This is a genomic window from Ramlibacter sp. AN1133 (assembly GCF_037890035.1).
In the GTDB taxonomy this organism is placed as follows: Bacteria; Pseudomonadota; Gammaproteobacteria; order Burkholderiales; family Burkholderiaceae_C; genus Ramlibacter.
Map to the genome: position 1 here is coordinate 277,364 of NZ_JBBKTQ010000003.1, position 16,866 is coordinate 294,229.

The following is a 16,866-nucleotide window of genomic DNA, read 5'->3' on the forward strand; positions in this document are numbered from 1 at the left end:
ATGAAGCGGCGCAACGGCCACGATGCATCGGCGCCCGCGAGCGGGCGCGAACCCGTGGACGGTGCGGCCCCCGACGAAACCGGGGCGGCCGCCGAGCCGCCCACCGAACACCACCTGCGCGAGGTTCCCGCCGATTTCTCGGGCGAGAGCAGCGACACGCTCACCCTGTACCTGCGCGACGTGCGCCGCACCTCGCTCTTCACCGCCGAAGAGGAATTCGAGACCGCGACCCGCGCGCGCGCCGGCGATTTCCCCGCCCGCCAGTCGATGATCGAGCACAACCTGCGGCTCGTCGTCAGCATCGCCAAGAGCTACCTCGGGCGCGGCGTGCCCCTGTCGGACCTGATCGAGGAGGGCAACCTCGGCCTGATGCACGCGATCGACAAGTTCGAGCCCGAGCGCGGCTTCCGCTTCTCCACCTATGCCACCTGGTGGATCCGGCAGGCGGTGGAGCGGGCCGTGATGAACCAGGGCCGCGTGATCCGCCTGCCCGTGCACGTCGTGCGCGAACTGCAGCAGGTGCTGCGGGCGCGCCGCACGCTGGAGAACGATCCTGCCTTCGCGAGCCGCAACGGCGGCGAAGGCGAGGGCGTGCGCGTGGAGGACGTGGCGGCGCTGCTCGGTCGCGACGTGCAGGACGTGGCGCAACTGCTCGCGCTGGCCGAAACGCCCAAGTCGCTCGACGCCGCGGTCGACCGCAACGACGAGGAGCACACGCTGGGCGACTTCATGGCCGACGAACTGGCCGTCGATCCCACGGGCGTCATGCAGAACCGCGAGGTCGAGCAACTCGTCAGCGGCTGGATCGAGACGCTCACGCACCGCGAACGCGAGGTGCTGGAGGGCCGCTTCGGCCTGCACCAGCGCGAGCCCGAAACGCTGGAAGTCCTGAGCGACCGCCTGGGCCTCACCCGCGAGCGCGTGCGGCAGATCCAGAACGAGGCCCTGTCCAAGCTGAAGCGCCAGATGGCCCGCAAGGGCATCGACCGCGAAGCGCTGTTCTAGGCGCGCCCCTCTTCTCCCCCGCGCGCCGCTGCTCCTTTCCCGGCACACTCCGCCCCTTCCCCCCTCCGGGGGGAAGGCTGGGATGGGGGGCTCCTGAAGCGGCCGCCGGCCAACTCATGTTTTCGACTGGTACAGTCGAAAACATGAGTTGGCCTGTCCTCGTCTTCGACATCGAATCCATCCCCGACGTGCAGGGGCTGCGCATGCTGCGCGACGCCCCCGAGGACGCGCCGGATGCCGAGGTCTACGCCCAGTGGCTGCAGCAGCGCAAGGACGCCGGCCAGAGCGACTTCATGCCGCTGCACCTGCAGCGGGTGCTGGTGATCAGCTGCGTGTTCCGCAACGCCGAGGGCCTGCGCGTGCATTCCTTCGTCGACCGCGACAACGCGAGCGAGGGCCGCGTCATCCAGAACTTCTTCAACGCCGTGGACAAGCACACCCCGCAGCTGGTGAGCTGGAACGGCGGCGGCTTCGACCTGCCGGTGCTGCACTACCGGGGCCTGCGCCATGGCGTGACGGCGGACCGCTACTGGTGCATGGGCGAGGGCGGCGGCCCGGACGACCGCGAGTTCAAGTGGAACAACTACATCAGCCGCTACCACATGCGGCACCTGGACCTGATGGACCTGCTGGCGATGTACCAGCCGCGCGCCAGCGCGCCGCTGGACGCGATGGCCAAGCTGTGCGGCTTTCCCGGCAAGCTGGGCATGGACGGCTCCAAGGTGTACGAGGCCTGGCTCGAGGGCAAGCTGGAGGACATCCGCCGCTACTGCGAGACGGACGTGATGAACACCTACCTCGTGTACTGCCGCTTCCAGAAGATGCGCTGTGGCTTCACGGAAGCCGAATACGACCAGGAGATGGGCTTCGTCAGGCAGTCGCTGGAGGCGCTGGTACCGGCCGAGCCCCATTGGCGGGAGTACCTCGACGCGTGGCTGTGATGCTGGGGTTCGCGCGCTGCGCGGGCTCACCGCCAGCCTACGGTGAGGCTTCCGCGGCCGGTAGGCTGGCGGTGAGCCCGCGCAGCGCGCGAACCCCAGCGATCCGCGGCCGCGCCCCTGCGCCCCCGTCCTGAGAAAATCCCCGCATGACCGAAAAGCAGTCGCCCGCCCCGCATCCCGAGGGCTGGCTGGAAATCGAATCGCTCGACATCGAGGCGCAGGGCGTGGCGCGCCGCGCCGACGGCAAGGTGGTGTTCATCGACGGCGCGCTCCCCGGCGAATGGGTGACGGCGAACGTCCACCGCAGGAAGAACAACTGGGAGCAGGCCTCGCTGGTGCAGGTGCACCGCGAGTCGGCGCAGCGCGTGCGCCCCCGCTGCCCGCACTTCGGCCTGCACGAGGGCGCCTGCGGCGGCTGCAAGATGCAGCACCTGCACGTCGGCGCGCAGGTGGCGATCAAGCAGCGCGTGCTGGAAGACAACCTGTGGCACCTGGGCAAGGTGCGCGCCGGCACCATGCTGCCCGCGATCGAGGGCCCGGCCTGGGGCTACCGCTGGCGCGCGCGCTTCAGCGTGCGCAACGTGCGCAAGAAGGGGACGGTGCTGGTGGGCTTCCACGAGCGCAAGAGCCGCTACGTCGCCGACATCCGCGAATGCCACGTCGTGCCGAAGCACGTGAGCGACCTGCTGCTGCCCCTGCGCGCGCTGATCGGCTCCATGGACGCGATCGAGACCTGCCCGCAGATCGAGCTGGCCTGCGGCGACCGCGTGACGGCGCTGGTACTGCGGCACCTGGAGCCGCTTTCCGCCGGGGACCTGGCGAAGCTGCGCGCCTTCGCCGTCGAACATGCGGCCGCCGGCGTGCAGTGGTGGCTGCAGCCCAAGGGCCCGGACACCGTGCGCCTGCTCGATGAAGGCGGCGAGGAACTGGCCTACGCCCTGCCGGAGTTCGGCATCACGATGCCGTTCCGGCCGACCGACTTCACGCAGGTCAACCCGCACATCAACCGCGTGCTGGTGGAGCGCGCGCTGCGCCTGCTGCAGCCGGCGCGCAGCGAGCGCGTGATCGACTGGTTCTGCGGCCTGGGCAACTTCACGCTGCCGCTCGCCACCCGCGCCGGCGAGGTGCTGGGCATCGAGGGCAGCGAGACGCTGGTGGCGCGCTCGCGCGAGAACTACGCGGCCAACCAGGCGGGGCGCGCGGCCGGCGATGCGCTGGCGCCCACGCGCTTCGAGGCGCGCAACCTGTTCGAGATGACGCCGCAACAGCTCGTCGCCGACGTCAGCGCCGACCGCTGGCTGGTCGACCCGCCGCGCGAAGGCGCGTTCGCGCTGGCCAAGGCGGTGGCCGACCTGCACCAGGACCCGACGCTGCGCAACGGCTGGACGCCGCCCAGGCGCATCGTCTACGTGAGCTGCAACCCTGCGACGCTCGCCCGCGATGCCGGCCTGCTGGTGCACCAGGGCGGCTACGCCTGCACCGCCGCAGGCGTGGTGAACATGTTCCCGCACACGGCGCACGTCGAATCCATCGCGGTGTTCGACCTGCAATGAAAACGGGGCCCGCGGGCCCCGTTCTCGTTGGCGCGAAGCGCCTTCAGTCGTCGCCGGCCGTCATGCCCAGCAGCGCCAACAGGCTCTGGAACACGTTGAACAGGTCCAGGTACAGCGCCAGCGTGGCCGTGATGTAGTTCGTCTCGCCGCCGTCGACGATCTGCTTCAGGTCGTACAGCATGTACAGGCTGAAGATGCCGATGGCGAGGGTGCTGATCACCATCATGCCGATGCCGGAGCCGACGAACACGTTGATGATCGCGCCGACCATGATCACCAGCGCGCCCACGAACAGCCACCGGCCCATGCCGGAGAGATCGCGCTTGATGATGGTGGACAGCGAGGCCATCACGAAGAACACGCCCGCCGTGCCGCCGAAGGCCGTCATCACCAGGCCGGGGCCGTTCTTGAAGCCCAGCACCATCGCGATCAGCCGCGAGAGCATCAGCCCCATGAAGAAGGTGAAGGCGAGCAGCACCGGGACGCCGGCCGCCGAATCCTTGGTCTTCTGGATCGCGTACATGAAACCGAACGCGCCGCCCAGGAACACGATCAGGCCGAGCCCGCCGGTGAGCGCGCGGGTGATGCCCGTGGCCACGCCCAGCCACGCGCCCAGCACCGTGGGGATCAGGCTCAGTGCCAGCAGCCAGTAGGTATTGCGCAGCACGCGGTTGCGCGCTTCCAGCGTAGTCGCGGTGCCGTAGCCGAAGGACGGGACCGTCCGGATGGGGTCGTTCATAGCAGCACTCCTTGCCTCAACGGCCGTTAGATGAGCGCATTCTAGGCGGGTTCCCCGCCGGGCGACCCCGCTATGCTCTGCGCTTCCGAAAACCACGCTCCGAATCGCACCATGAAAACGAAAGCAGTCCTCGAACTGGCCGAAGCCAAGTCCATCGCCGCCGCCGCCGAAGCGGAAGCCCGCGCCAACCAGTGGGCGGTGAGCATCGCGATCGTCGACGACGGCGGCCACCTGCTATGGCTGCAGCGGCTCGATGGGGCCGCGCCGATCTCCGCCCAGATCGCGCCGGCGAAGGCGCAGACCGCGGCCCTGGGGCGGCGCGAGAGCCGCATCTACGAGGAAGTGATCAACGGCGGCCGCTTCTCGTTCCTGAGCGCGCCGGGCCTGCAGGGCCTGCTGGAAGGCGGCGTGCCGATCCTGAAGGACGGCCAGTGCATCGGCGCCGTGGGCGTCAGCGGCGTGAAGTCCACCGAGGATGCGCAGGTCGCCCGGGCGGGCATCGCGGCGCTGGGGCTCTAGGAAAGCAGGATCCGCGTCTGCGTCGGGATGACGCTGCGCGTCACTTGGTGAGGATCAGCTTGCCCTGGCGCGTGGCCTGCAGGCGGTAGATCTCGCCGTTGTGCGCGATCTCCACCAGCCGCTGCCCCCGCAGCAGTTCGACGCTGGAAAGCTGCGCCGGGCGCTCCGGCGCGCGCACCGGCGGGGCCGCGGGCGGCGCGGCCGGAGAGGGGGCGCTGGAGCCGTCGTTCATGGCGCCTTCGGCTCCGTGATGAAGCCGATGCGGCGCAGCCCGGAGCGCTGCGCCGCGGCGAGGGCCTGCGCCACGCGCTCGTAGCGCGCGTCCTTGTCGCCGCGCAGGTGCAGTTCGGGCTGCGGCTCGCGCTTCGCCTCGGCCTGCAGGCGGGGCAGCAGATCGCCTTCCGCGATCGGCTGCTCGTTCCAGTAGTAGCGGCCCTTCGCGTCGACGCTCAGGCGGATCGTCTCCGGCCTGGCGTCCTGAGGACTGCTGGTGGCGCGCGGCAGGTCGATGTTGACCGAGTGCTTCATGACCGGCACGGTGATGATGAAGACAATCAGCAGCACCAGCATGACGTCGACCAGCGGCGTCATGTTGATCTCGTTCATCACCTCGTCGGTGTCGTCCTGGGTGCCGAAGGCCATGTCCTGGTTCTCGTTAGCTGATCAAGCCCTTCCCCTCGAGGGGAAGGGTGGGGATGGGGTGGATCCTGAAGCCCCCGCAGGGGTGAGGCCGCAGGCCTACACCCCTTTCTTCATGGGCACCACCTTGTTGTCGGCACCGGCGGAGATGCGCGAGCCGGTCACGAAGTAGGCGTGCAGGTCGTGCGCGAAGCGATTGAGCTTGTTCAGCACGCCCTTGTTGCCGCGCACCAGCGCGTTGTAGCCCAGCACCGCGGGGATGGCCACGGCGAGGCCCAGCGCCGTCATGACGAGCGCTTCACCGATCGGGCCGGCCACCTTGTCGATGGTCGCCTGGCCCGCCGCGCTGATGGACAGCAGCGCGTGGTAGATGCCCCAGACGGTGCCGAACAGGCCCACGAAGGGCGCGGTGGAACCGACCGAGGCGAGCACCGCCAGGCCGCCTTGCAGGCGCGCGGTGGATTCGTCGATCGAGTTGCGCAGCGTGCGCGTGAGCCATTCGCTCGCGTCGAGCGAATCGTGCAGCTGCTGCTGCGAATGGTGGTGCGCGGCGGCCTCGCGGCCCTCCAGCGCCAGCGCACGGAAAGGGTTGGCGGGATCGGTGCCCAGCTTGCTGAGGCCGTCGGCGAAATCGGCCGCGTGCCAGAAGCTCTCGATCTGGCGCGCCTGGCTCGCGTGGCGGCGCAGGTCGAGCGCCTTCATGACGATCACCATCCAGGAGGCGAGCGACATGCCCAGCAGCAGGATGGCCACCGCGCGGGTGACGAGGTCGCCCTGGCCCCAGAGGTGCACGAGGCCGAAGTCGGGGTTCATGGTTTCTTCTCTCCGTCGTTGTCGAGGCGCCAGCGGATCGGCACGCTCGCCCACATTTCCTCGGGCACCCCGCCGCGCTTGCCCGGCACGTAGCGCCAGGCCAGCGCCGTCTCCACGGACGCCTCGTCGAGACGCGGAAAGCCGCTGCTCTGGGCGACCTGGGCCGTGCGCGGTCGGCCGTCGGTGCCGATCAGCACCCGGACCACGACCAGCCCGGACTCGCGCAGGCGGCGGCTCATGCGCGGATATTCGGGAGCAGGATTCTGCAGGTAGTCGGCGTCGCTGACCGGCAGTTCGACCTTGGCGGGGGCAACGGGCGCGGGGGCCGCCACCGGTGCCGCGGCCACGGGCGTGCTCACTGGCGGCGGCGCCGGCTGCGGTTCCGTGGTGCCGGTCACGGCGGTAGGCGAGGGCGGTGCCTGCGGCGCGGCGACCGGCTGCGGTGCGGGCGCCGGCGTGGGCATGCTCTTGCGGACGATGGTCCGGGGCTGCGGCACGACCGGCCGGGGCTCCGGCGGGCGCGGCGGCTCGACGCGCGCCGGCGGCGGTGGCGGGGGCACGTCGGCCGCGAGGATCTCCACCGGCACGACGGTTTCGACCACGCGGCGCAGCAGCCCGCTTTGCAGTGCCCAGAGCGCACCGACGTGCAGCAGCACGACGCTGCCGGCGATCAGCGCGTTGCGGGACACGGGCATGGCTGCGCTCTGGCTCTGCGGGACGGAGAGCATTGTCGGGTCGGATGGGGGGCGCGTCAGCGGGTGAAAACCCACCACGCGCCGGCAACGGCGAGGATCAGGCCGCCACCGAGGACGACTGCGGCCATTCGGCGTTTTCCTTCACGGTACCGGATTCGCAGTGCAGCGCCGCGACGCCGCCGCTGCAGGCGCACTGGGCATGCACCTCGCGGGCGCAGCTTTCGCACTGGCCGCACTGCGTCGCCACGCCGAGCTCGAACTGGATGTCGTCGAAGCTCATGCCGGCGCGCGCATGGCGGGCGATCTCGCGGTCGGAAACTCGGCGGCAGACACAGACGATCATGATGACTTCCAGGACTCGGTGGCTTTGAAACTGGGTCCAGTATAAATGCGAATCCTTCGCATTTGCAAGCGTTCGACCCGGAGGCATTTGCGCTAGCGCAAGTGAAGTGATGGCGCTAGACCGGATTTACAGCGCGGCCGTGGCGCTGGTATAAGAATTGGTTACAACCTGCGCCCCCGCTGAAGTCTTCGGCGCCTGAACCTCTCCCCGCCATGCTCCAGACCCTCCTGATCGCCTTCCGTGAAGGCCTCGAAGCCCTGCTGATCGTGGCGATTGCCGCGCTCTACCTGCGTCGCACCGGCCGCGAGGCGCTGGTCGGCGCCATTCGCGCCGGCGTCGTCACCGCGCTGGCCGGATCTGCCGTGCTCGGGCTGTTGCTGTCGCGCGTCGGCGCCATGTCCCCGGCCTGGGAGGGCGCGATGGCCTGGGTGGCCGCCGTCGCCGTCGGCAGCTGCACGGTGCACATGATGCGCATGGGCAAGCAGATGAAGCGGCACATCGACACGCACCTGGGCGCCGCCACCGAACGCTCGGGCTCCGCCGGCTGGTGGGGCGTGTTCGCGTTCGCGGTCTTCATGGTCGGCCGCGAGGGCGTGGAGACCGCCACCATGATCGCGTCGCTGGCCGTCAACGGCGATCTCGCGAACATGGCCTGGGGCGGCGCGATCGGCTTCGCGCTGGCCGCGTGGATCGCCTGGCTGTGGACGCGGCACGGCAGCAAGGTGAACCTGTCCCGCTTCTTCCAGGTCACCGCCGTGTTCATGGTGGTGTTCTCGGTGCAGCTCGCGATCACCGGCTTCCACGAGTTCACCGAGGCAGGGCTGGTGCCCGGCATCGACAACGCGTGGTGGCACCGGGCGACCGAAGACCTGGCGGAAGGCCGGATCGCCCAGCTGATCTCGCTGGCGATGGTGGCGCTGCCCTCGATCTGGCTGGTGGGCGCGTTCTGGAAGGACCGGCACGGTCAGCGCGCGGCAGCAGGCGTCGCCGCCCCGCGCTAAGCCGCCTGTGCCTCAGGTGGGCAGTTCGCCCATCGCGGACTGCAGGTAGTTCTGCAGGCCGAGCTTGTTCAGCAGGTCGATCTGGGTCTCGAGCCAGTCGATGTGCTCCTCGGTGTCGACCAGGATGTCCTCCAGGATTTCGCGCGAGACGTAGTCGCGCACGCTTTCGCAGTGCGCGATGCCGGCCTTGACGGCGGCCTGCGCGCCGCGCTCCATGGTCAGGTCGCAGTTGAGGATCTCCGGCACGTCCTCGCCGACCATCAGCTTGCCCAGGTCCTGCAGGTTGGGCAGCGCATCGAGCATCAGGATGCGCTCCATCAGCTTGTCGGCGTGCTTCATCTCCCCGATCGACTCCTCGTATTCCTTCTTCGCCAGCCGGTCGAAGCCCCAGTGCTTGAGGATCCGGTAGTGCAGGAAATACTGGTTGGTGGCCGTCAGCTCGTTCTTCAGTTGGGCCTGGAGATGGTGGATGACTTGCGGATCGCCTTGCATGGTTCGGGTGCTCGCTTTGCTTTTGTGGCGGCCATTGTGGCGCAAGAACGCGCCGGAGCAAGCGCCCGGGCGATGGGCGACAGGCTCCGGCGCGTGGCGTCACGAGCGGATCAGGTGGTCGAAGGCCCCCAGCGCCGCCTTGGCGCCGTCACCGGCGGCGATGATGATCTGCTTGAAGGGCACGGTGGTGCAGTCGCCGGCGGCGAACACGCCGGGCAGCGAGGTCTGGCCGCGGGCGTCCACCACGATCTCGCCGGACCTGGCCAGCTCCAGCGTGCCCTTGAGCCATTCCGTGTTGGGCACCAGGCCGATCTGCACGAACACGCCTTGCACCGGCACGCGCTTGCGCTCGCCTGAGGCGCGGTCCTGGTAGGCCAGCGCTTCGACCTGCTGGCCGTCGCCCACGACTTCGGTCGTCTGCGCGTTCAGGATCACGTTCACGTTGGGCAGCGACTTGAGCTTGCGCTGCAGCACCGCGTCGGCGCGCAGCTCGGGGCCGAACTCGAGCAGCGTCACGTGCTGCACGATCCCGGCGAGGTCGATCGCCGCTTCCACGCCGGAGTTGCCGCCGCCGATCACCGCCACCGGCTTGCCCTTGAACAGCGGGCCGTCGCAGTGGGGGCAGAAGGTCACGCCCTTGTTGCGGTACTCCTGCTCGCCCGGCACGTTGAGCGTGCGCCAGCGCGCGCCGGTGGACAGGATCACGGTCCGGCCCTTGAGGGTCGCGCCGCTTTCGAGTTCGACCTCGATGCCGCTGCCGTTGGGCCGCAGCGCCTTGGCGCGCTGCAGGTTGACGATGTCGACGTCGTAGTGGCGCACGTGTTCCTCCAGCGCCAGCGCGAACTTGGGGCCTTCGGTCTCCTTCACGGAGACGAAGTTCTCGATGCCCAGGGTGTCCAGCACCTGGCCGCCGAAGCGCTCGGAGGCGATGCCGGTGCGGATGCCCTTGCGCGCGGCGTAGACCGCGGCGGCAGCGCCGGCCGGGCCGCCGCCGACGATCAGCACGTCGTACGGGTCCTTGGCCGACAGGGCCTGCGCCTGCTTGGCTGCGCCGGCGGTGTCGATCTTGCCGAGGATCTCCTCGAGCGTCATGCGGCCCTGGCCGAACTCGGTGCCGTTCAGGAACACGGTGGGCACGGCCATCACGCGGCGCTGGGTCACTTCGTCCTGGAACAGCGCGCCGTCGATCATGGTCGTGCGGATGCGCGGGTTCTGCACCGCCATCAGGTTCAGGGCCTGCACGACGTCCGGGCAGTTGTGGCACGAGAGCGAAACGTAGATCTCGAATTCCAGCTCGCCCGGCAGCGCGCGGACCTGTTGCAGCACCGCCTCGTCCACCTTGGGCGGATAGCCGCCGACCTGCAGCAGCGCCAGCACGAGCGAGGTGAATTCGTGGCCCATGGGCAGGCCGGCGAAGCGCACGCCGGTGTCCTGGCCCGCTCGCGTGATCTGGAACGAGGGCGTGCGCTGCGGGCCGCCCTGCGTTTCGGTGACGGTGACGCGCGGCGATGCATCGGCGATGTCCTTCAGCAGCGCCCGCATGTCCGCCGAAGCCTTCGTGTCGTCGAGCGAGGCGACGATCTCCACCGGCTGCGTCATGCGTTCGAGGTAGGCGGCGAGCTGGGCCTTGAGGTTGGCGTCGAGCATGCGGATTCCTTTCGGGTTCTGGAATGAAAAGGCCCGGCGTACCGGGCCACACCCCGTCATCCCCGCGCAGGCGGGGATCCAGGGCTTGCGGGCTCGCCGCTGCACGGCGAGCGAATGACGGCTGGCGCCTTAGATCTTTCCGACCAGATCCAGCGACGGCTTCAGCGTCTCGGCGCCTTCGCTCCACTTGGCGGGGCAGACTTCACCCGGGTGCGAGGCCACGTACTGGGCGGCCTTCAGGCGGCGCAGCGTTTCCGTGGCGTCGCGGCCGATGCCGTTGTCGTGCACCTCGATGGTCTTGATGCGGCCTTCCGGATCGATCACGAAGGTGCCGCGCAGCGCCAGGCCGGTGTCCTCGCCCTCGGTGATCAGCACCTGGAAGAAGCGGGCCAGCTGGTGGCTCGGGTCGCCGACGAGGGGGTACTGCACCTTGCGGATCGTGTCCGAGGTGTCGTGCCAGGCCTTGTGGGTGAAGTGGGTGTCCGTGGACACGCCGTAGACCTCGGCGCCCAGCTTCTGGAACTCGGCGTAGTGGTCGGCCAGGTCGCCCAGCTCGGTCGGGCACACGAAGGTGAAGTCGGCCGGGTAGAACACGACCACGGACCACTTGCCCTTGAAGTCCTGCTCGGTCACCGGCACGAACTTGCCGTTGTGGTACGCGGTGGCGGAGAAGGCCGGGATTTCGGTGTTGATCAGCGACATTTGTTTTCCTCTATCGGTTAGGCCGCTTTCATGAAGCGCGCCTATGAATGATAGGGCCGCGCGGGACCCTTTCCCATTGAAAGGGTCCATCGCGCTCTTAGGTGCCGGCTATGGCCGCACGGGGGTGCGACCCGGGAGGACGTCAGTACTCCAGCCGCTCGGGCCGGATCTCCTGCAGGATCGTCGTGGCGATCTCCTCGATCGACTTGGTGGTCGTCGAGAGCCAGCGGATGCCCTCGCGCCGCATCATCGCCTCGGCCTCGGCCACCTCGTGGCGGCAGCTCTCCAGCGACGCGTAGCGCGAGTTGGGGCGGCGCTCGTTGCGGATCTCGCTCAGGCGCTCCGGCTGGATGGTCAGCCCGAAGATCTTCTTGCGGTGGGGCGCCAGCGCCCCGGGCAGCTGCCTGCGGTCGAAATCCTCGGGGATCAGCGGATAGTTGGCCGCCTTCAGCCCGTGCTGCATGGCCAGGTACAGCGAAGTCGGCGTCTTGCCGCTGCGGCTCACGCCCACCAGGATCACGTCGGCTTGTTCCAGGTCGCGGTTGGACTGGCCGTCGTCGTGCACCAGGCTGAAGTTGATCGCCTCGATCCGGTCGTGGTACTCCTTGCTCTTGCTCACGTCGGAAAAGCGCCCCACCCGGTGGCTGGACTTCATGGCGAGCTCGATCTCCAGCGGCCGCACGAAGGTGCCGAACATGTCCAGCACCATGGCCTTGCAGCCTTCCTCGATCGCCTGCAGCACGTCGACGTTGACGAGGGTGGTGAAGACGATCGGGCGGCGGCCCTCGATGTCCGCCGTGTGGTTCACCTGCCGCACCACCTGGTGCGCCTTGTCGACGGAGTCGATGAACGGCAGCCGCACGTGCCGGGGCTTGAACTCGAACTGCGCCAGGATGGCGTTGCCGAAGGTCTCCGCCGTGATGCCGGTGCCGTCGGAAACGAAGAAAACGGTGCGCGTGTGCAGGGATGCCATGAAGTGCCTCAACGGGAAGCGGCCCGGAACAGCCGGCCCCGCCTACAATGGCCCGCATTATCCGAATTCCAGCGCGCCCATGACCCGCCGTCGCCCATTCGAACAAGCACAAAGCCCATCGGCGGGGCTGATGGACGCCACGCGCGCACGCGCGGAGCAGCTTTCAACTTCCGGAGTCTTTCCACCATGTCTGCTCGTTTCGACGCGACCGCCCTGGTCGTTCCGTTTGAGAACCTGAGAATGTCCGATGTCGAGGTTGTAGGCGGCAAGAACGCCAGCCTCGGCGAAATGATCTCCCAGCTGCCGCACGGCGTGCGCGTCCCGACCGGGTTCGCCACGACGGCGCACGCCTTCCGCGAGTTCCTCAAGCACGGCGGCCTGGCGCAGCGCATCCAGCAGCGCCTGGCCACGCTCGATACGGAGGACGTGCGCGCGCTCGCCGCCGCCGGCGCGGAGATCCGCGGCTGGCTGGAGGCGCAGCCCTTCCCGCCGGAGCTGGAACGCGGGATCCGCGCCGAGTTCGAGAAGCTGTCGGCGGGCAACCCGAACGCCAGCTTCGCCGTGCGCTCCTCGGCCACCGCCGAAGACCTGCCCGATGCCTCCTTCGCGGGCCAGCAGGAAACCTTCCTGAACGTGGTGGGCATCGAGGGCGTGCTGCACAAGATGCGCGAGGTGTTCGCTTCCCTCTACAACGACCGCGCGATCAGCTACCGCGTGCACAAGGGCTTCGCCCACTCCGACGTGGCGCTGTCCGCCGGCGTGCAGCGCATGGTGCGCTCCGACCTCGGCGCCGCCGGCGTGATGTTCACGATCGACACCGAGTCGGGCTTCAAGGACGTGGTCTTCATCACCTCCAGCTACGGCCTGGGCGAGACGGTGGTGCAGGGCGCCGTGAACCCCGACGAGTTCTACGTCCACAAGCCGATGCTGCGCGCCGGCAAGCAGGCCGTGATCCGCCGCAACCTGGGCTCCAAGCTGATCCAGATGATCTTCGCCGGCGACGCCGGGAAGGCGCAGGGTGGCCGGCTGGTCCAGACGGTGGACGTGCCGCTGGAGCAGCGCAACCGCTACTCGCTCACCGACGCCGACGTGCAGGAACTGGCGCGCTACGCCCTCGTCATCGAGGAGCACTACGGCCGCCCGATGGACATCGAGTGGGGCAAGGACGGCACCGACGGCAAGCTGTACATCCTGCAGGCCCGGCCCGAGACGGTGAAGAGCCAGTCCGAGGGCAAGGCGGAGATGCGCTACAAGTTGAAGAGCAAGGGCAGCGTGCTGGCCGAGGGCCGCGCGATCGGCCAGAAGGTCGGCACCGGCCCCGTGCGGCTGGTGCACAGCACCGCGGAAATGGACCGCGTGCAGCCCGGCGACGTGCTCGTCACCGACATGACCGACCCCAACTGGGAGCCGGTGATGAAGCGCGCCAGCGCCATCGTCACCAACCGCGGCGGCCGTACCTGCCACGCCGCCATCATCGCGCGCGAGCTGGGCATCCCCGCCGTGGTCGGCTGCGGCACGGCGACCGAGACGCTCAAGGACGGCACGCTGGTGACCGTGAGCTGCGCCGAGGGCGACACCGGCTTCATCTACGACGGCCTGCTGGAAACCGAGATCACCGAGGTGCAGCGCGGCGAGATGCCGCCGATCAGGACCAAGATCACGATGAACGTGGGCAACCCGCAGCTCGCCTTCGACTTCGCGCAGCTGCCCAACGAGGGCGTGGGCCTGGCGCGGCTGGAATTCATCATCAACAACAACATCGGGGTGCACCCGAAGGCGATCCTCGACTACCCCAACGTCGATGCCGACCTGAAGAAGGCGGTGGAGTCCGTGGCCCGCGGCCACGCCTCGCCGCGGGCCTTCTACGTCGACAAGGTGGCCGAAGGCATCGCCACCATCGCCGCGGCCTTCTGGCCCAAGCCGGTGATCGTGCGCCTGTCGGACTTCAAGTCCAACGAGTACCGCAAGCTCATTGGCGGCAGCCGCTACGAGCCGGAGGAAGAGAACCCGATGCTGGGCTTCCGCGGCGCCGCGCGCTACATCAGCGCGGAGTTCCGCGAGGCCTTCGCCATGGAGTGCGAGGCGCTGGTGCGGGTGCGCGGCGAGATGGGCCTGACCAACGTGCAGGTGATGGTGCCCTTCGTGCGCACCCTGGGCCAGGCCGATCGCGTCACCAAGCTGCTGGCGGCACAGGGCCTGCAGCGCGGCAAGGACGACCTCAAGCTGATCATGATGTGCGAGATCCCGAGCAACGCCATCCTGGCGGACGAGTTCCTCGCGTACTTCGACGGCTTCTCGATCGGCTCGAACGACCTGACCCAGCTCACGCTGGGCCTGGACCGCGACTCCGGCCTCGAGCTTCTGGCGGCGGACTTCGACGAGCGCGACCCCGCCGTCAAGGCGCTGCTTTCGCGCGCCATCCAGGCCTGCGTGAAGCAGGGCAAGTACGTGGGCATCTGCGGCCAGGGTCCCAGCGACCACCCGGACTTCGCCCAGTGGCTGGTGCAGGAAGGCATCACCTCGATCTCGCTGAACCCGGACAGCGTGATCGCCACCTGGCAGAAGCTGGCCCAGTAGGCAGGCAGCGGCGGCGCGGCAGCCGCCCGGCGCTGGGCGGAAACACCTACGCTGCGGGGCTGCCGCGGTGCGATCATCGCCATCCATGGATGACACGGGGACCCGTGGCGCCGCCTACCAGCGGCGCCTGCACCGCCTGCTCGCGGGTTACGTGGCCGGCTTCCTGTTGTTCCTGGTGCTGCTCGCCTGGGCGGAGCGGCAGGGCCTGTCGCGGTTCTGGCTGGGCCCCATCTTCATGTTCTCCACCGTGATGATGTACGCGGTGATCGGCATCGGCAGCCGCACCACCGACCCGGAGGAGTACTACGTCGCCGGCCGCCGGATCCCGCCGATGTTCAACGGCATGGCGGCGGCGGCCGACTGGATGAGTGCCGCCTCCTTCATCAGCCTGGCCGGCGGGCTCTACCTGCAGGGCTTCGGTGGCAGCCCGGGCCACCCGGGCGGCCTCGCCTATGTGGTCGGATGGACCGGCGGCTTCTGCCTGGTCGCCCTGCTGATCGCACCCTACCTGCGGCGACTGAACCTCTACACGGTGCCCGATTACTTCGACGTGCGCTACGGCGGCGCCTGGCCGCGGCGCCTGGCCGCGCTGGCGGCGGTGATCATCTCCTTCACCTACGTGGTGGCGCAGATCTATGGCATCGGCCTGATCGCCTCGCGGCTGACCGGCGTGCATTTCGAGATCGGCATCCTGCTCGGGTTCGGCGGCGTGCTGCTGTGCTCCTTCCTGGGGGGCATGCGCGCCATCACCTGGACCCAGGTGGCGCAGTACGTGGTGCTGCTGCTGGCGTTCCTCATCCCGGTATCGTGGCTGGCGTACAAGCAGCTCGGCAACCCGCTGGCGCCCTTCGTTTACGGCGAGCAGCTGGAGAAGATCGAGCACCTGGAACGCGGGCTGCTCGCTTCGGCGGCCGAAAAGGCGGTGCAGCAGGAGTTCCTCAACCGCGCGGCCGAATACCGCGCCAAGCTGGCCGACGTCGAGCATGCCCTCGCCGCCGAGCGCGACGCCGCGCGCGAGCGGATCCGGCGGCTCAAGCGCGACGATGCCGATTCGGCCCGCATCGTGGCCGCCAACCGCGAACTGGCGGCCCTGCCGAAGGATCCGGCGGGCGCGCGCGAGCAATGGACGCGCGCGCTGCGCGAGGCGCTGGAACGCGCCGAGGACCTGGGCGGCTTGCCGCCGCACGGCAAGGCGTTCGCCGGCGACCCGAACGGCTCGCCCGAGGCGAGGCAGGCGTTCGGCGAATCGCGCGCGAACTTCCTCGCGCTCGTCTTCTGCCTGGTGGTGGGCACGGCCGGCATGCCGCACCTGCTGACCCGCTTCTACACGGCGCCCAGCGTGGCGCAGACGCGGACCTCGGTGGCCTGGGCGCTGTTCTTCGTCGGCCTGCTGTACCTGAGCGTGCCGGCGCTGGCCGTGCTCGTGAAATTCGAGGTGATGCAGGGGCTGGTGGGCAGCAGCTTCGACGCGCTGCCGCCGTGGATCGTGCAGTGGGCGAGGGTGGATCCCGCGCTGGTCTCGGTCAGCGACATCAACGGCGACGGCCGCGTGCAGTTCGGCGAGATCCGCGTGGGCGCCGACATCATCATGCTGGCCACGCCGGAGATCGGCGGGCTGCCGTACGTCATCTCCGGGCTGGTCGCCGCGGGCGGCCTGGCCGCGGCGCTCTCCACCGCCGATGGCCTGCTGCTCACCATCAGCAACGCGCTGGTGCGCGACCTCTACAGCCAGGACCTGGGCCGCCACACCAGCGGGGAGCAGCGGGTGATCCTGTCCAAGTTCGCTCTCATGGGCGCGGCGCTGCTGGCCGCGATGGTGGCCAGCCTGAAGCCGGCGGACATCCTGCCGCTGGTGTCGGCCTCGTTCTCGCTGGCGGCCTCGGCGCTGGTGCCGGCGATGGTGCTGGGCATCTTCTGGCGGGGGGCGACGCGGGCCGGCGCGGTGAGCGGCATCCTCGCGGGCTTCGGCGTCGCCGCTTACTACATGGTCGCCAAGGGGGTGGCGATCCGCGCCGCCATCGGGCTGGCCGGCGAACCCACGCTCTGGTTCGGCATCCTGCCGGTCGCCTCGGGGGTGTTCGGCGTGGCGGTGGGGGTGCTCGTGACCGTGACCGTCAGCCTGCTGCGGCCGCGGCCCGCCGAACGCGCGGCCGCCCAGGGGGTGGGCATACCCTAGGCCGCGCCGCGCGCATGTGTAAGGAATCAGTAAGGGGTGGTGCGAACCATC

At 69.2% G+C, this 16,866-nt stretch carries 17 protein-coding genes; 7 read left to right on the forward strand and 10 right to left on the reverse strand.

Features of this window, described 5'->3' with window-relative positions; translation table 11 throughout:
* The 3 genes from rpoS to rlmD all read left to right on the forward strand — a co-directional run bounded on the left by rpoS (position 1) and on the right by rlmD (position 3,499).
* Positions 1 to 1,005, forward strand: a complete 1,005-nt coding sequence (gene rpoS / locus WG923_RS05910) for an RNA polymerase sigma factor RpoS (RefSeq protein ID WP_340350007.1) — start codon at positions 1 to 3, stop codon at positions 1,003 to 1,005.
* A gap of 143 nt (positions 1,006 to 1,148) precedes the next feature.
* Positions 1,149 to 1,946: a 3'-5' exonuclease gene (locus tag WG923_RS05915; protein ID WP_340350008.1), complete on the forward strand. Its 798-nt coding sequence runs from the start codon at positions 1,149 to 1,151 to the stop codon at positions 1,944 to 1,946.
* 146 nt (positions 1,947 to 2,092) lie between these two features.
* Complete coding sequence (rlmD, locus tag WG923_RS05920; RefSeq protein ID WP_340350009.1) at positions 2,093 to 3,499, forward strand: 23S rRNA (uracil(1939)-C(5))-methyltransferase RlmD; 1,407 nt, start codon at positions 2,093 to 2,095, stop codon at positions 3,497 to 3,499.
* Positions 3,500 to 3,542: 43 nt separating this feature from the next.
* On the opposite strand, the gene WG923_RS05925 is transcribed toward rlmD, so the two are convergent.
* A complete protein-coding gene (locus WG923_RS05925; protein WP_340350010.1) occupies positions 3,543 to 4,238 on the reverse strand; it encodes a Bax inhibitor-1 family protein in 696 nt (231 codons plus the stop codon).
* A 111-nt stretch (positions 4,239 to 4,349) separates the two neighbouring features.
* On the opposite strand from WG923_RS05925, the gene WG923_RS05930 reads away from it, so the two are divergent.
* Positions 4,350 to 4,757 (forward strand): GlcG/HbpS family heme-binding protein, encoded by a 408-nt coding sequence (locus tag WG923_RS05930; RefSeq protein ID WP_340350011.1) that lies wholly within the window; start codon positions 4,350 to 4,352, stop codon positions 4,755 to 4,757.
* A 40-nt stretch (positions 4,758 to 4,797) separates the two neighbouring features.
* Here WG923_RS05930 and hemP read toward each other — a convergent pair whose 3' ends face one another.
* The 5 genes from hemP to WG923_RS05955 form a co-directional block, all read right to left on the reverse strand.
* Entirely contained in the window at positions 4,798 to 4,989 is a 192-nt protein-coding gene (hemP, locus tag WG923_RS05935; RefSeq protein WP_340350012.1) for a hemin uptake protein HemP, read from the reverse strand.
* The gene (locus WG923_RS05940) at positions 4,986 to 5,399 is read right to left on the reverse strand and encodes an ExbD/TolR family protein (protein WP_340350013.1); all 414 of its coding nucleotides are present in this window, start codon (positions 5,397 to 5,399) and stop codon (positions 4,986 to 4,988) included. Before WG923_RS05940 ends, hemP begins: the two co-directional genes overlap by 4 nt.
* A gap of 96 nt (positions 5,400 to 5,495) precedes the next feature.
* On the reverse strand, positions 5,496 to 6,209 hold the full coding sequence (locus WG923_RS05945; RefSeq protein WP_340350014.1) for a MotA/TolQ/ExbB proton channel family protein: 714 nt from the start codon (positions 6,207 to 6,209) through the stop codon (positions 5,496 to 5,498).
* Positions 6,206 to 6,904 carry an energy transducer TonB gene (locus tag WG923_RS05950; protein WP_340350015.1) on the reverse strand — a complete coding sequence of 233 codons (699 nt, stop codon included), beginning with the start codon at positions 6,902 to 6,904 and terminating at the stop codon, positions 6,206 to 6,208. The genes WG923_RS05945 and WG923_RS05950 overlap by 4 nt, the downstream gene beginning before the upstream one ends.
* A gap of 97 nt (positions 6,905 to 7,001) precedes the next feature.
* The gene (locus tag WG923_RS05955) at positions 7,002 to 7,247 is read right to left on the reverse strand and encodes a (2Fe-2S)-binding protein (protein WP_340350016.1); all 246 of its coding nucleotides are present in this window, start codon (positions 7,245 to 7,247) and stop codon (positions 7,002 to 7,004) included.
* A 212-nt stretch (positions 7,248 to 7,459) separates the two neighbouring features.
* Between WG923_RS05955 and WG923_RS05960 the strand changes: the two genes are divergently transcribed.
* Positions 7,460 to 8,248 (forward strand): FTR1 family iron permease, encoded by a 789-nt coding sequence (locus WG923_RS05960; RefSeq protein ID WP_340350017.1) that lies wholly within the window; start codon positions 7,460 to 7,462, stop codon positions 8,246 to 8,248.
* Between the two features lie 12 nt (positions 8,249 to 8,260).
* Here WG923_RS05960 and bfr read toward each other — a convergent pair whose 3' ends face one another.
* From bfr to ppsR, 4 genes are all read right to left on the reverse strand, one after another.
* Positions 8,261 to 8,740: a bacterioferritin gene (bfr, locus tag WG923_RS05965; protein WP_340350018.1), complete on the reverse strand. Its 480-nt coding sequence runs from the start codon at positions 8,738 to 8,740 to the stop codon at positions 8,261 to 8,263.
* A 99-nt stretch (positions 8,741 to 8,839) separates the two neighbouring features.
* Complete coding sequence (ahpF, locus tag WG923_RS05970) at positions 8,840 to 10,387, reverse strand: alkyl hydroperoxide reductase subunit F (protein WP_340350019.1); 1,548 nt, start codon at positions 10,385 to 10,387, stop codon at positions 8,840 to 8,842.
* Positions 10,388 to 10,516: 129 nt separating this feature from the next.
* Positions 10,517 to 11,089 carry an alkyl hydroperoxide reductase subunit C gene (gene ahpC, locus WG923_RS05975; RefSeq protein ID WP_340350020.1) on the reverse strand — a complete coding sequence of 191 codons (573 nt, stop codon included), beginning with the start codon at positions 11,087 to 11,089 and terminating at the stop codon, positions 10,517 to 10,519.
* Positions 11,090 to 11,231: 142 nt separating this feature from the next.
* On the reverse strand, positions 11,232 to 12,053 hold the full coding sequence (gene ppsR, locus WG923_RS05980; RefSeq protein ID WP_340350088.1) for a posphoenolpyruvate synthetase regulatory kinase/phosphorylase PpsR: 822 nt from the start codon (positions 12,051 to 12,053) through the stop codon (positions 11,232 to 11,234).
* 195 nt (positions 12,054 to 12,248) lie between these two features.
* Between ppsR and ppsA the strand changes: the two genes are divergently transcribed.
* Entirely contained in the window at positions 12,249 to 14,639 is a 2,391-nt protein-coding gene (gene ppsA, locus WG923_RS05985; RefSeq protein WP_340350021.1) for a phosphoenolpyruvate synthase, read from the forward strand.
* A gap of 85 nt (positions 14,640 to 14,724) precedes the next feature.
* Positions 14,725 to 16,815, forward strand: a complete 2,091-nt coding sequence (locus WG923_RS05990; RefSeq protein WP_340350022.1) for a VC_2705 family sodium/solute symporter — start codon at positions 14,725 to 14,727, stop codon at positions 16,813 to 16,815.
* The last annotated feature ends 51 nt before the right edge of the window (positions 16,816 to 16,866 follow it).

Excerpts from the sequence above, each read along its gene's own strand:
- WG923_RS05945 (WP_340350014.1), bottom strand. The coding sequence starts at position 6,209 with ATGAACCCCGACTTCGGCCTCGTGCACCTCTGGGGCCAGGGCGACCTC.
- ahpF (WP_340350019.1), bottom strand. The coding sequence starts at position 10,387 with ATGCTCGACGCCAACCTCAAGGCCCAGCTCGCCGCCTACCTCGAACGC.
- WG923_RS05915 (WP_340350008.1), top strand. The coding sequence starts at position 1,149 with ATGAGTTGGCCTGTCCTCGTCTTCGACATCGAATCCATCCCCGACGTG.
- WG923_RS05930 (WP_340350011.1), top strand. The coding sequence starts at position 4,350 with ATGAAAACGAAAGCAGTCCTCGAACTGGCCGAAGCCAAGTCCATCGCC.
- WG923_RS05925 (WP_340350010.1), bottom strand. The coding sequence starts at position 4,238 with ATGAACGACCCCATCCGGACGGTCCCGTCCTTCGGCTACGGCACCGCG.
- ppsA (WP_340350021.1), top strand. The coding sequence starts at position 12,249 with ATGTCTGCTCGTTTCGACGCGACCGCCCTGGTCGTTCCGTTTGAGAAC.
- hemP (WP_340350012.1), bottom strand. The coding sequence starts at position 4,989 with ATGAACGACGGCTCCAGCGCCCCCTCTCCGGCCGCGCCGCCCGCGGCC.
- WG923_RS05950 (WP_340350015.1), bottom strand. The coding sequence starts at position 6,904 with ATGCCCGTGTCCCGCAACGCGCTGATCGCCGGCAGCGTCGTGCTGCTG.
- WG923_RS05955 (WP_340350016.1), bottom strand. The coding sequence starts at position 7,247 with ATGATCGTCTGTGTCTGCCGCCGAGTTTCCGACCGCGAGATCGCCCGC.
- bfr (WP_340350018.1), bottom strand. The coding sequence starts at position 8,740 with ATGCAAGGCGATCCGCAAGTCATCCACCATCTCCAGGCCCAACTGAAG.
- WG923_RS05940 (WP_340350013.1), bottom strand. The coding sequence starts at position 5,399 with ATGGCCTTCGGCACCCAGGACGACACCGACGAGGTGATGAACGAGATC.
- WG923_RS05990 (WP_340350022.1), top strand. The coding sequence starts at position 14,725 with ATGGATGACACGGGGACCCGTGGCGCCGCCTACCAGCGGCGCCTGCAC.
- ahpC (WP_340350020.1), bottom strand. The coding sequence starts at position 11,089 with ATGTCGCTGATCAACACCGAAATCCCGGCCTTCTCCGCCACCGCGTAC.
- WG923_RS05960 (WP_340350017.1), top strand. The coding sequence starts at position 7,460 with ATGCTCCAGACCCTCCTGATCGCCTTCCGTGAAGGCCTCGAAGCCCTG.
- rpoS (WP_340350007.1), top strand. The coding sequence starts at position 1 with ATGAAGCGGCGCAACGGCCACGATGCATCGGCGCCCGCGAGCGGGCGC.
- rlmD (WP_340350009.1), top strand. The coding sequence starts at position 2,093 with ATGACCGAAAAGCAGTCGCCCGCCCCGCATCCCGAGGGCTGGCTGGAA.